A 14,898-nucleotide genomic window follows, 5' to 3' on the forward strand; every position below is an offset into this window, starting at 1 on the left:
GGCCTGTGGGCGGCCACCCGCCCGGCACCTGCCTGTCTGTGAGGAGTTACGCGATGACCCGATCCCAGGTCGAGGACGTCTGGCCGCTGTCGCCGTTGCAGGAGGGCCTGCTGTTCCACGCGGCCTTCGACAGCGATGGGCCGGACGTCTACCAAGGGCAGCGGCTCCTGGACCTGGACGGCCCCGTCGACGCCGACCGGCTGCGGGCGTCGTGGGAGGCGCTTCTCGCCCGGCACCCGGTGCTGCGGGCGGGCTTCCGGCGCCGCAAGTCGGGCGAGGCCGTGCAGGTCATCGCGCGCGCCGCGGAACTGCCGTGGCGGGTGGAGGACCTCTCCGGGCTGGACGAGGAGACGGCGGCGGCCCGGCTCGCGGAACTCGCCGCCGAGGACCGGGCACGGCGGATCGACCTGGTCACCCCGCCCCTGCTCCGCCTGCTCCTGGTGCGGCTGGCCGAGGACCGGCACCGGCTGATCGTCACCAGCCACCACCTGATCATGGACGGCTGGTCGATGCCCGTCCTCCTCCACGAGCTGACCGAGGTCTACGCCGCGGGCGGCGACGCCGCGCGACTTCCCCGGCCCAGCTCCTACCGTGACTACCTCGCCTGGCTGAGCCGCCAGGACAAGGACGCGGCACGCGAGGCGTGGCGGGCCGAACTGGGCGGCGCCCAGGAACCCACGCTGGTCGTGCCCGCCGATCCGGGCCGTACGCCCGTCCTGCCCGAGAGCCTGATCGCCGACATCCCCGAGAAGCTGACGGGCGAGCTGGTCGGCCTGGCGCGGCAGCACGGCCTCACCGTGAACACGCTGATCCAGGGTGCCTGGGCCATGGTCCTGGCGCGGCTGACCGGCCGTACGGACGTGGTCTTCGGCGCCACCGTCGCCGGGCGCCCCGCCGGGCTCGCGGGTGTCGAGTCGATGATCGGCATGTTCCTCAACACCCTGCCCGTGCGCGTCGAACTCGACGGCGGGCGGCCGACGGTGGAGGCGCTGAAGGAACTCCAGACCCGTCAGTCCGCGCTCATCACCCACCAGCACCTCGGCCTCGCCGAGATCCAGCGGCTCGGCGGCGCCGGCGCGGTCTTCGACACCCTCGTCGTCTTCGAGAACTACCCCCGCCCGCCCGAGGAGCCCGCCGCCCCCGACGCCTTCACCCTGCGCTTCGCCGCCGGTCAGGAGACGGCCCACTACCCGCTGACCCTCGTCGCCGTCCCCAAGGACCGGATGCTGTTCAAGCTCGACTATCGCCCCGACCTCTTCGACCGCGAGACCGCCGAGGCGATCTTCGGCCGGCTCGTGCGGGTGCTGGAGCAGCTCGCGGCCGACCCGAGGCAGCCGGTGGGGCGCGTCGACGTGATACCGGAGGCCGAGCGGACCCGGGTCGTCGGCCACTGGAACGCGACCGCGGCCGGGACACCGGGCGACTCCGTCCTGGAACTCTTCGCCCGTCAGGCCGGGCGGACGCCGGACGCCGTCGCGGTCTCGGACGGCGAGCGGGAGCTGACGTATGCCCAACTGGAGGATGCCTCGGACCGGTTGGCCCGTCGGCTGGCCGACCGGGGGGTGCGCGCGGGCGACCGGGTCGCCGTGGTGCTGGAGCGCTCGGCGGAGCTGCTGATCACACTGCTCGCGGTGGGGAAGGCCGGGGCCGCGTACGTCCCTGTGGACACCGGATACCCGGCGGAGCGGATCGCGTTCCTGCTCAAGGACTGCGACCCGGCGGCCGTGGTGTGCTCCGCGCGGACCAGCGCCGTCGTACCCGACGGTGTGCCGGTGCGGCTGGTGCGACTCGACGACCCGTTGCTCCTCGACGGCGGGGGTGGGCCTCCGTCCGTCCAGGTGGCGGGGGATGACCTCGCGTATGTGATGTACACGTCGGGCTCGACCGGCATGCCCAAGGGTGTTGCCGTACCGCACGTGAGTGTGGCGGCGTTGGTGGGTGAGGCCGGTTGGGGGGTGGGGCCGGGTGATGTGGTGTTGTTTCATGCTCCGCATGCGTTTGACATCTCGTTGTTCGAGGTGTGGGTGCCGTTGGTGAGCGGTGCGCGGGTGGTGGTCGCTGAACCGGGTGTGGTGGTGGATGCGGCGGCTGTGCGTCGGTATATCGGTGCCGGGGTGTCGCATGTGCATGTGACGGCGGGGTTGTTCCGGGTGCTGGCGGAGGAGGCGCCGGACTGTTTCGAGGGTGTTCGTGAGGTCCTCACCGGTGGTGACGTTGTGCCTCTGGAGGCGGTGGAGCGGGTCCGAGCGGCCTGCCCCGAGGTGCGCGTCCGGCACCTGTACGGCCCTACGGAGGCGTCTCTGTGTGCGACCTGGCATGTGCTGGAGCGGGGCGAGGATCTGGCCGGGGTGCTGCCGGTCGGGCGTCCGCTGACGAATCGTCAGGTATTTGTGCTGGACGCTTTCCTTCAGCCGGTGCCGCCCGGGGTGACCGGTGAGTTGTATGTGGCTGGTGCGGGGTTGGCGCGTGGGTATCTGGGGCGGGCGGGACTGACCGCCGAGCGGTTCGTCGCCTCGCCGTTCGCGGGCGGGGAGCGGATGTATCGGACCGGTGATCTGGTCCGTTGGACGGACGACGGTGAGCTGGTTTTCGTCGGCCGGGCCGACGCCCAGGTGAAGATCCGCGGCTTCCGGGTGGAGCTGGGTGAGGTGGAGGCGGTGTTGGCCGCTCGGCCGGGTGTCGCCCAGGCGGTCGTCGTCGCCCGTGAGGAGCGGCCCGGTGACAGGCGGCTGATCGGCTACCTCGTGCCGAGCGGCGAGAAACTGGACACCGGGGCCGTCCGCGATCGGGTGGCCGGCTCGCTGCCCGAGTACATGGTTCCGGCCGCCCTGGTCGTGCTGGACGCGCTGCCGCTGACCGTCAACGGCAAGGTCGACCACAAGGCCCTGCCCGCACCGGACTTCGCGGGCCGGGTGACGGGGCGTGAGCCGCGTACCGACGCGGAGCGGACGTTGTGCGAGATTTTCGCGGCGGTGCTGGGCCTGGAGCGGGTCGGCGCCGAGGACGACTTCTTCCACCTCGGCGGGGACTCGATCACCTCGATGCAGGTCGTCGCCCGGACCGGACGGGCCGGCCTGGTCCTGACGCCACGTCAGGTCTTTGATCTGCGTACCCCCGAAAGGCTCGCGCTCGCCGCCCGGCCGGCCGGGACGAAGCCCGTGACCACGACCGAGGAGGCCGTTGGCGAGCTGCCCTGGACGCCCGTCATGCGCGCCCTGGGCCGCGCCGCCGTCCGCCCCGGATTCGCACAGTGGGCGGTCGTCGCGGCACCGCCGGCGCTGAACGAAGAGGTGCTGGTCACCGCCCTCGGAACCCTGCTGGACACGCACGACATGCTGCGCGCCCGGGTCGCGGCCCCCGACGCGCCGGCCCTCGTGGTCGCGGACCGCGGCTCCGTGGACCCCGCCGGACTGGTGGCGCGGGTCGAGCCCCGGGCCGACGAGGACCCGGACCGGGCCGTGGAGCGGGCTGTACGGGACGTGGCGGACCGGCTGGACCCGGCGGCCGGTGCGCTGGTGCGGCTGGTCTGGGTGGACGCCGGCCCGGAGCGGACGGGACGGCTGGCCCTGGTCGCCCACCATGTCGTGGTGGACGGGGTGTCGTGGCGGATCCTGCTGCCGGATCTGCGGGCCGCGTGCGAGGCGGCCGTGGCGGGCCGACCCGCCGAGCCGGACCCCGGGGGGACCTCATTCCGGCGCTGGGCGCGGCTGCTGGAGTCCGAGGCGCGGAACGAGGCCCGGATCGCGGAGCTGGACCGCTGGCGGGAACTGCTCGGCGACGGCGACGCCCTGATCGGCGCGCGGGCGCTGGACCCCGCCCGGGACACCGCCGCCACCCTCCGGCACCGCTCCTGGACCCTGTCCGGCGCTCCGGCCCACGACCTCATCGGCCGTGTCGCCGTTGCCTTCCACTGCGGTGTCCACGAGGCGCTGCTGGCCACTCTGACGGGTGCGGTCGCCCGCTCGCGCTCCGGCGCGGGCGGCGCGGTGCTGGTCGACGTCGAGGGCCACGGCCGCGAACCGCTCGCCGGGGTGGATCTGTCGCGTACGGTCGGCTGGTTCACCAGCGTCCACCCGGTGCGGCTGGATCTGGCGGACATCGATGTGGAGGACGCGCTGGCCGGGGGGCCGGCGGCGGGGGCGCTGCTGAAGGCGGTGAAGGAGCAGGCGCGGGCGGTGCCCGGGGACGGGCTCGGATACGGACTGCTGCGTCATCTCAATCCCGGGACGGCACCGGTGCTGGCCCGGCTTCCCGCCCCTCAGGTGGGTTTCAACTATCTCGGCCGCTTTCCCGCCCCCGCGCCGGAACCGGCCCCCTGGCAGCCCGCCGGCCCGTCCGCACTCGGCGGCTCCATCGACCCGGACACCCCGCTGCTGCACACGATCGAGGCCGCCGCCGTGGTCCGGGACACCCCCCAGGGCCCGGCGCTGACCCTCACGCTGAACTGGGCCGAGAACATCCTGGACGCCGCCGACGCCGAACTCCTCGGCACGACCTGGCTCACCCTCCTCACCGGCCTGGCCAAGCACCTCGCGGACCCGTCGGCCGGCGGCCACACCCCGTCCGACTTCCCCCTCCTCGACCTCACCCAGGCCGACGTGGCGGAACTGGAGACCACGGTCCCCGGCCTGACCGACGTCTGGCCGCTCTCCCCGCTCCAGGAAGGACTCCTCTTCCACACGGCCTACGACGGCCGGGGCCCCGACGTCTACGAGACCCAGCGGGTGCTCGACCTGACCGGCCCGCTGGACGCCGACCGGCTGCACCGGTCCTGGAACGCCCTCGTCGCCCGGCACGACATGCTCCGGGTGAGCTTCCACGAACTGGCCGACGGCCGCAGCGTCCAGGCCGTCACCGGCGCGGCCGAGCCCCACTGGCGCCACGTCGACCTCTCCGGGCGCACGGAGACGGACGCGCTCGCGGAGGCCGAGACGCTGGCGGAACGGGAGCGCGCCGAACGTTTCGACCTGGCCGAGGCCCCGCTGCTGCGGCTGCTCCTGGTCCGGCTGGGCGAGCGCCGCCACCGCCTCGTCATGACCTCCCACCACATCCTGCTGGACGGCTGGTCCACGCCGGTCGTCCTCGACGAGGCGTTCCGGATCCACGCCGCCGACGGCGATGCCTCCGGTCTCGGCCCGGCGCCCTCCTTCCGGGACCATCTGGCCTGGCTCGCCCGGCAGGACAAGGAGACGGCCCGCGAGGCGTGGCGGGCCGAGCTGGCGGGCGCCGACGAGCCCACGCTGAGTGCCCCCACGGCCGCAGGCCGGGGACCGGCGGCCACGGAAGGCGACTCGGTGCTGCTCTCCGAGGAACTGACCCGCGCGCTGACCACCGTCGCCCGCGACCACGGCCTGACGGTGAACACGTTCGCGCAGGGCGCCTGGGCGATGGTGCTGAGCCGGCTCGCACGGCGTACGGACGTCGTGTTCGGCATTTCCGTCGCGGGCCGCCCGCCGGAGCTGGCGGGTGTGGAGTCGATGGTGGGGATGTTCCTCAACACGCTGCCGGTACGGGTGCGGCTCGACGGCGACGAGAGCGTGGCGCACATGCTGACGCGGCTTCAGGCCCGCCAGTCGGCCCTGCTCGCCCATCAGCACGTCGGCCTCGCGGAGATTCAGTCGCTCTGCGGCGCGGGCGCCGTGTTCGACACCATGCTGATGTTCGAGAACTATCCCGGTGACCCGTCCGGCCTCGCCGCCGGGGACGACGACGTCACCGTCGAACGCGTGCACACCCGCGCCAGCACCAGCTATCCGCTGGCGGTCGGCGTCATGCCCGGCGACCGGATCCGGGTGCACGTCACCTACCGGCCCGATCTCCTCGACCGTGACGAGGCCCTCCACGTGGCCCGGCAGGTCGAACGGGTGCTGGAGCAGATGGTCGCCGATCCGTCCGTGCCGGTCGGACGGGTCGACGTCGTGGGCCCGCTGGAGCGCGGGTTGGTGGTGCGGGGCTGGAATGCCACGGCCGGTGACGCTCCGTCGGCCTCTTCGGTGCTGGAGTTGTTCCGGGCGCGGGTGGTGGAGGCGGCGGGGGCGGTGGCTGTTGTCGAGGGTGAGCGGGTGGTGTCGTACGGGGAGTTGGATGCGGCGTCGGACCGTGTGGCGGCGTATTTGCGGGGGCGTGGGGTCGGTCGGGGTGACCGGGTGGCTGTCCGGCTGGAGCGGTCGGCCGGTCTGATCGGCGCGTTGTTGGGGGTGTGGAAGGCGGGGGCCGCCTACGTCCCGGTGGATGGTGCTTATCCGGCGGAGCGGGTCGCGTTCGTGCTGGAGGATTCGGCGCCGGTTGTGACGATTGACTCGGTCATCGACGCCGGGGGTGAGCCTCCGTCCGTCCAGGTGGCGGGGGACGACCTCGCGTATGTGATGTACACCTCCGGTTCGACGGGGACGCCGAAGGGTGTTGCCGTACCGCACGCGAGTGTGGCTGCCCTGGTCTCCGAGGCCGGTTGGGGCGTTGGTCCCGGTGATGTGGTGTTGTTTCATGCTCCGCATGCTTTTGACATCTCGTTGTTCGAGGTGTGGGTGCCGTTGGTGACGGGTGCGCGGGTGGTGGTCGCGGAGCCGGGTGTGGTGGTGGATGCGGCGGCTGTGCGTCGGCATGTTGCTGCTGGGGTGTCGCATGTGCATGTGACGGCTGGGTTGTTCCGGGTGCTGGCGGAGGAGGCGCCGGACTGTTTCGAGGGTGTTCGTGAGGTTCTCACCGGTGGTGACGTTGTCCCTCTGGAGGCGGTGGAGCGGGTCCGCGCGGCCTGCCCCGAGGTGCGGGTGCGGCATCTGTACGGCCCTACGGAGGCGTCTCTGTGTGCGACTTGGCATGTGCTGGAGCGGGGCGAGGATCTCGGTGGGGTGCTGCCGGTCGGGCGTCCGTTGATGAATCGTCAGGTGTTTGTGCTGGACGCTTTCCTTCAGCCGGTGCCGCCCGGGGTGACGGGGGAGCTGTATGTCGCTGGTGCGGGGTTGGCGCGTGGGTATCTGGGGCGGGCGGGACTGACCGCCGAGCGGTTCGTCGCCTCGCCGTTCGCGGGCGGGGAGCGGATGTACCGGACCGGTGATCTGGTCCGTTGGACGGATGACGGTGAGTTGGTCTTCGGGGGTCGGGCGGACGCTCAGGTCAAGGTCCGGGGCTTCCGGGTGGAGCTGGGTGAGGTGGAGGCGGTGTTGGCCGCTCAGCCGGGTGTCGCCCAGGCGGTCGTTGTCGCCCGTGAGGATCGTCCCGGTGAGAGGCGGCTGATCGGGTATGTCGTGCCGGGCGGCCGGGACGTGGACACCGTGCTGCTGCGCGAGGACCTCGCGAAGTCGTTGCCCGACTATATGGTTCCGGCCGCCCTGGTCGTGCTGGACGCGCTGCCGCTGACCGTCAACGGCAAGGTCGACCACAAGGCCCTGCCCGCACCGGAGTTCACGGCCACCACGGCCCGTGAGCCCCGGACGTCCGCCGAGAAGCTGATGTGTGAACTCTTCGCCGACGTGCTCCACCTGGAGCGGGTCGGCGTGGAGGACAGCTTCTTCGAGCTGGGCGGCGACTCCATCATGTCGATGCAGCTCGCCGCGCGCGGCAACCGCAAGGGCATCGTCTTCAGCGCCCAGGACGTCTTCGAGCACGAGACCCCCGCCGCCATCGCCGCCGTGGCACAGCTCGCGGACGACTCCGCGAGGGCGGAGGCCCCCGAGGCCGACTCCGCCGGTGAGGTGCCGTGGACGCCGGTGATGCGGGCCCTGCGCGACCGGGCCCCGCGTGCCCTGGAGACCGGGGACCTCGCCCAGTGGGCGGTGGTCGCGGCCCCGCCCGCCCTCGGCGAGCAGACACTGGCCGCCGGCCTCGGCGCCGTACTGGACACGCACGACATGCTGCGCGCCCGCGTCGAACCGGGTTCGGAACCAAGGCTGTTGACGACCGAGCGCGGCAGCGTGGACGCCGCCGGTCTGATCACCGTGACCAGCGCGACCAGCGCGACCACCGGCACCGCCGAGAGCCTCGACGCGCTCGCCGACCGTGCCGCCCACGACGCGGTCGGCCGCCTCGACCCGACGTCCGGCGTCATGGCACAGGCCGTGTGGATCGACGCGGGCCGGGAGACCGGACGGCTGGTGCTGGCCGTGCACCACCTCGCCGTCGACGCCGTGTCCTGGCCGGTGCTCCTCACCGATCTGCGGGCCGCGTGCGAGGCCGTGGCCGCCGGGCGGGAACCGGAGCCGGCGCCCCCCGGGATCTCCTTCCGGCGCTGGGCCGAGAGCCTGGCCGCCGAGGCCCGCAGGGACACCCGGACCGCCGAACTGCCCGCCTGGACCGCACTGCTCGGCGAGGGCGACGCCCGGATCGGCGGCCGGCCGCTGGACCCCGCGCGGGACACCGCGTCGACCGTGCGCCGCTCCACCTGGACCCTGTCGCCCGCGCAGGCCCGGGAGCTGGTGAACCGTGCCCCGGGCGCCTTCCACTGCGGCGTCCACGAGGTGCTGCTCGCCACCCTCGCCGGAGGCGTCGCCCACTGGCGTGAGCGGGCCGGGGGTACCGGCACCGCCCTGCTCCTCGACATCGAGGGGCACGGCCGCGAGGCGCTCGACGGCATGGACCTGTCCCGTACGGTCGGCTGGTTCACCGGTGTCAGGCCCCTGCGGCTGGACACCGCCGGAGTCGACGTCGCCCAGGCGCTGGCAGGAGGGCCGGCGGCGGGCGAGCTGCTGAAGGCCGTGAAGGAACAGGCGCGTTCCCTGCCCGGTGACGGAAGGGGCTTCGAGCTGCTGCGGCACCTCAACCCGGAGACCGCGCCCGTACTCGCCGAACTCCCCGTCCCCCAGGTCGGTTTCAACTACCTCGGCCGGTCCGCCGCCCCCTCCGGGACGGGCGTCGAGCCCTGGCGGGTCAGGGGCGGCATCGGTGGATCCGTCGACCCGGCCACACCGGTCAAGCACGTCGTGGAGGCGGGCGCCGCCGTACGGGACACGCCGGACGGGCCGGAACTGACCCTGAGCCTCAGCTGGGCCGGCGAGGTGCTGGACGCCACCGACGCCGAGGCGCTCGGGCGGGCCTGGCTGGCGATGCTCGACGGACTCGCCTCCCATGTCACCGACCCCGCCGCCGGTGGCCACACCCCGTCCGACTTCCCACTGCTCGACCTCACCCGGCAAGAGGTCGCCGAGATCGACACGGCGGTGCCGACGCTCACCGACGTGTGGCCGCTCTCGCCCCTCCAGGAAGGGCTCCTGTTCCACGCCGCGTACGACGAGCAGGGCCCCGACGTCTACGAGGGCCAGCGCTGGCTGGAGCTGACCGGGCCGCTCGACGTGGCACGGCTGCGCGCCGCCTGGCAGGCGGTCGTGGCCCGGCACGCCACGCTGCGGACCGGGTTCCGGCAGCTGGAGTCCGGGCGGTTCGTCCAGACCGTCGCCCGCGAGGTCGAGATCCCGTGGCGCGCGGAGGACGTCTCCGGCCTGCCCGAGGCCGAGGCACTGACGGCGTTCGAGCGGCTGGCCGCCGAGGACCAGGAGCACCGCTTCGACCTCACCAGGGCGCCACTGCTGCGGGTGCTGCTGGTGCGGATCGCCGAGCGGCGGCACCGGCTGGCGTTCACCAGCCATCACATCGCCTCCGACGGCTGGTCGCTGCCCGTGATGGTGAGCGAGGTCGCCCGGCTCTACGAGGCGGGCGGCAACCCTCGTGCCCTGCCGCCCGCCACCTCCTACCGCGCCTACCTGGAGTGGCTGTCGCGGCAGGACAAGGACGCCGCGCGCGCCGCCTGGCGGGCCGAGCTGGCGCCCGTGGACGGACCGACGCTCGTGATCCCGGCGGACCGGGTCACCGCGCCCGCCGAGCCGCAGCGCATCACCTACGAGCTGGACGAGGAGCTGGGCCGGAAGCTGGTCGCCCTCGGCCGGGGGCGGAGCCTGACCCTCAACACCCTGCTCCAGGGCGTCTGGGCGGTCCTGCTGGCCCGGCTCACCGGCCGCACCGACGTGGTGTTCGGCACCACGGTCGCCGGGCGCCCCACCGAGCTGCCGGGCGTCGAGTCGATGATCGGCCTGTTCATCAACACCCTGCCGGTGCGGGTCGGTCTCGACGGCGCACAGCCGGTGCTGGAGATGCTCACGGACCTCCAGGAGCGGCAGGTGGCGCTCATGTCCCACCAGCACCTGGGGCTCACCGAGATCCAGCGGCTGGCGGGGCCCGCCGCCACCTTCGACACTCTCGTCGTCTACGAGAACTATCCGCGCCCGCCGCTCGGTTCCGACGACCCCGACGCACTGTCCATCCGGCCCGCCGGAACACCGCAGGACGCGGGCCACTACCCGCTCACCCTCGTCGCGGTCCTGGAGAACGGGCGGGTGCGCGGAGACCTCGTCTACCGGCCCGACGCCTTCGGTCGCGGGGACGTGGAGGAGCTGCTCGCCGCCCTGGTGCGGGTGCTGGAGCAGATGGTCGCCGACCCGTCCGTCCCGGTCGGGCGGCTGGAGGCGACCGGGGCCGCCGAACGGGCCCTGGTACTGGGGGAGTGGAACGACACCGCCACGCCGGCCCAGCCCCGCGCCTCGCTCCCGGAGCTCTTCGCGGCCCAGGCGGCCCGCACACCGCGGGCGACGGCCGTCGTCGGCGGCGACCGCGAACTGACCTACACCGAGCTGGAACACGAGTCCGGGCGGCTGGCACGCCGGCTGCGCGAACTCGGCGTGGACGCCGAGACCCGGGTGGCGCTGCTGGTGCCGCGCTCGGTGGACATGGTCGTGGCGCTGCTCGCGGTCTCGCGGGCCGGCGGCGCCTTCGTGCCCGTCGACCCCTCGCACCCCGCCGACCGGATCGCGTACCTGCTCGATGACGCGGCGCCGCCGGTGCTGCTGTGCACCACCCGGACCCGGGCCACCGTGCCCGCCGGCCACCCGGGCCGGATCGTCGTCCTCGACGCCCTCGACGCCCTCGACGCCCTCGACGCCCTCGACGCCCTCGACAACCCCGACCCCGACGCCGCCGCCCTGCCCGCGCACCCGCTCGACCGGGTACCCGTGCCGCCGGAGCAGGCCGCGTACGTCATCTACACCTCCGGCTCCACCGGCACCCCGAAGGGAGTCGTGGTCCCGCACGCAGGTCTCGGCAATCTGGCCGCCGCGCAGATCGACCGCTTCGCCGTCGCACCGGACGCGCGCGTCCTGCAACTGGCCTCCATCGGCTTCGACGCCGCGGTCTCCGAACTGCTGATGGCGCTGCTGTCCGGCGCCGCCGTGATCGTCGCCCCCGCCGAGACCCTGCCGCCGCAGGTGTCGCTGGCCGAGGCGCTGCGCCACTGGGACGTCACCCACGTCACCGTGCCGCCGAGCGCGCTGGCCACCGCCGACGAACTGCCCGACAGCCTGCGGACACTGGTCGTCGCCGGTGAGGCGTGCCCGCCCGCCCTGGCCGACCGCTGGGCCGGCGACCGCCGGATGATCAACGCGTACGGCCCGACCGAGACCACCGTGTGCGCGTCGATGAGCCCGCCGCTGGCCCCGGGAGCGGACGTCGTCCCGATCGGCCGGCCCATCGCCAACGGGCGGACGTACGTCCTCGACGCCTTCCTGCGGCCCCTCCCGCCCGGTGTCACCGGCGAGCTGTACGTCGCGGGCGCCGGCCTGGCGCGCGGCTATCTGGGCCGGGCCGGACTGACCGCCTCCCGGTTCGTGGCCGACCCGTTCACCCCCGGCGGGCGGATGTACCGCACCGGCGACCTGGCCCGCTGGACCCCGGACGGGCTGCTGGTCTTCGCCGGGCGGGCCGACGCACAGGTCAAGGTGCGCGGCCACCGCGTCGAGCCCGGCGAGATCGAGGCCGTGCTCGCCGGGCACCCGGGCGTGGCGCAGGCGGCGGTCGTCGCTCGCGAGGACACACCCGGCGAGCGGCGACTGATCGGGTACGTCGTGCCCGACGCCGACGACCGCGGCCGTGACGAGCGGACCGCCCGCGACCAGGTCGCCGAGTGGCGGGTGCTGTACGACACCGTGCACGCCGAACCCACCGACGCCGAGTTCGGCGAGAACTTCGCCGGCTGGAACAGCAGTTACGACGGACAGCCCATCCCGCTCGCCGAGATGCGCGAGTGGCGGGAACGCACCGTGACCCGGATCCGCGCGCTGCGGCCCCACCGTGTGCTGGAGATCGGCGTCGGCACCGGACTGCTGCTGTCCCGGCTGGCCGGGGAGTGCGAGGAGTACTGGGGCACGGACTTCTCCGCGCCGGTCGTGGAGGAACTGCGCCGCCAGGTCGGGCGTGACCCGGAGCTGGCCGCGAAGGTGCACTTGCGGGTGCAGGCCGCGGACCAGACCGACGGGCTGCCCGAAGGACACTTCGACACCGTCGTCCTCAACTCCGTGGTGCAGTACTTCCCCGACGCGGACTATCTGCGGGGCGTGCTCGACCGGGCGCTGCGGCTGGTGGTGCCCGGCGGCGCCGTGTTCGTCGGCGATGTGCGCAACCACCGGCTGCTGCGGCCGTTCGCGACCGCTGTCGAGACCGCGCGCGCCACCGACCAGGACGTGGCCACCCTGCGCCGCGCGGTGGAGCAGAACCTCACCATCGAGAAGGAACTGCTGGTCGACCCGGAGTTCTTCGCCGCGCTCGGTACCGGGCTGCCCGACGCGGCCGGCGCCGACATCCGTCTCAAGCGGGCCCGGCACCACAACGAACTGAGCCGGCACCGCTACGACGTCGTGCTGCGCAGGACCGGCGCGGACACCCTGACCGTCGCCGACGCACCCCGGCTGCCCTGGCCGGAGACCGGCGGCCTCGCCGGGCTGGCCCGCCACCTCCGGTCCGCGCGTCCCGGCCGGCTGCGGCTGACCGGAGTGCCCAACCCCCGCGTCGCGCACGAGGTCGCCCTGGCCCGCGCCCTCGACGGGGGTGTCCCGCCCGCGTCCGAGGAGGCCGTGTCCGGCCCGGACGCCGAGGTGCTGTACGACCTCGGCGACCGGCTCGGCTACTGGGTGGGCGTCACCTGGTCGGCGACCGCGCCGGACGAGGTGGACGCCGTGTTCGTCCGCTCCGGACTCACCGCGTCCGCCGCCGTGGTGGACGTCTACACACCCGCCCCCGTGCCACCGGCGGCCCTCACCAACGACCCCGCCGTCGGCCGCGGCACCGGTGCCCTGCTGGCCGAACTCCGCGAGTACGTGGAACGGCGGCTGCCCGCCTACATGGTCCCGACCGCCCTCGTGCCGATGGACCGGCTGCCGCTCACCCCCAACGGCAAGGTGGACCGGCGCGCGCTGCCCGCCCCCGACTTCGCCGGACGCGCGGGCGGACGTGACCCCCGCACCCCCGCCGAGACGCTGCTGTGCCGCCTCTTCGCGGAGGTGCTGGGGCTGGAACGGGTCGGCGCCGACGACAGCTTCTTCGCGCTCGGCGGCGACTCGATCACCTCGATGCAGCTTGCCTCGCGGGGCCGCCGCGAGGGGATCGTGCTCACGCCCCGGCAGGTGTTCACCGAGAAGACGCCCGAGCGGCTGGCCCTGCTCGCCGAGGCCGCCGCCGCCGAGGAGGCGGCGATCGGCGGGGTGCCGTGGACGCCGGCCATGCGGGCTGTACCGGCCGACGGGACAGCGCCTGCCCGGTGGACGGCCCTCGCCGTTCCCGGCGGCCTCGACCGGGCGGCCCTGGAACGCGCGCTGCGGGCCCTGCTCGACACCCACGCGATGCTGCGCTGCCGGATGGGCGCCGAGGACGGCGGTGCGGAGCTGGTCGTCGGCGAGCCCGGAGCGCCGGACGCGGCCGGACTGATCGACCGGGTCGACGCCGGTGAGCGGCTCGACGACGCCGTGGCCCGTGCCGCGTCCCGGCTCGACCCGGCCGCGGGCGAACTGGTCCGGCTGGTGTGGGCGGACGCGGGCCGGGACAGCCGGCTGGTGCTCGTCGCGCACGAACTGGTCGTGGACGAGGAGTCGTGGCGGATCCTGGAGTCCGACCTGCGGACGGCGTACGAGGCCGCGGCGGCCGGACAGGAACCCGCGCTGGAGCAGGAGAGCACCTCGTACCGGCGCTGGGCGCGGCTGCTCACCGAGCAGTCGACCGCCCCGGAGCGGGTCGCGGAACTGGACGGCTGGGCGGCGCCGCCGGAGACCGGCGAGCGGCTCCCCGCCGCCGGCGCCGAGACCCGCGCCACCTGGTCCATGACCCCGGAGATCACGGCCGTACTCACCGACCGCACTCCGCGGACCTTCCACTGCACGCCGTCCGAAGTGGTCCTCGCCGCCCTCGTGGGCGCCGTGGTGGAGGGCACCACGGCGACCGGTGCGCTGCTGGACCTGGAGATCTCCGGCAGGGAGCCCGTCGGCGGGGCCGATCCGTCCCGTACGGTCGGCCGCTTCGCCCACCACATCCCCGTACGCGTCGATCTCGACGGACTCGACCTCGGCCCGGTCCGGGCCGGTGGCGCGGCGGCCGGGGACCTGCTGAAGACGGTCAAGGAGCAGACCCGGGCGGTGCCGGGCGGCGGCCTGGGGTACGGGCTGCTGCGCCATCTCAACCCGGAGACCGCGCCCCGGCTCGCCGCCCTCGCCCTGCCCACGCTGGCGTTCGGCTACCACGGTCACGCGCCGGACACCTCCCAGCCGTGGCGGCCCCTCGCCCGGTCCGCCACCACCCGGCCCCCGGCCCACGCGGTGCACGCCACCGCCGAGCTGCGGGACACATCGAACGGCGCCGAACTGACCCTGGAGCTCCGCGGCCGGGCCGACGCTCTCGGCCGGGGCGCGCTCGAACGGCTCGGCCGGGCCTGGCACGAGCTGCTCGGCGGCCTCGCCGCCCACACCGACGACCCCGCCGCCGGCGGCCACACCCCCTCCGACTTCTCCCTCCTGGACCTCGCGCAGAGCCAGATCGAGGAGCTGGAGGCGGGACTCGCCGACGACAAGTGACAGCAAACGACCGCAAGCCTTTGTG

At 74.0% G+C, this 14,898-nt stretch carries 1 protein-coding gene; it reads left to right on the top strand.

Features of this window, described 5'->3' with window-relative positions; genetic code table 11:
* Window positions 1-53 precede the first annotated feature (53 nt).
* Window positions 54-14,873 (top strand): amino acid adenylation domain-containing protein, encoded by a 14,820-nt coding sequence (locus ACFYYH_RS08235; RefSeq protein ID WP_388547542.1) that lies wholly within the window; start codon window positions 54-56, stop codon window positions 14,871-14,873.
* Window positions 14,874-14,898 lie beyond the last annotated feature (25 nt).

This window comes from Streptomyces sp. NPDC002018, assembly GCF_042890865.1.
In the GTDB taxonomy this organism is placed as follows: Bacteria; Actinomycetota; Actinomycetes; order Streptomycetales; family Streptomycetaceae; genus Streptomyces.

Coding starts and splice junctions, on each gene's coding strand:
- ACFYYH_RS08235 (WP_388547542.1), top strand. CDS start 54: ATGACCCGATCCCAGGTCGAGGACGTCTGGCCGCTGTCGCCGTTGCAG.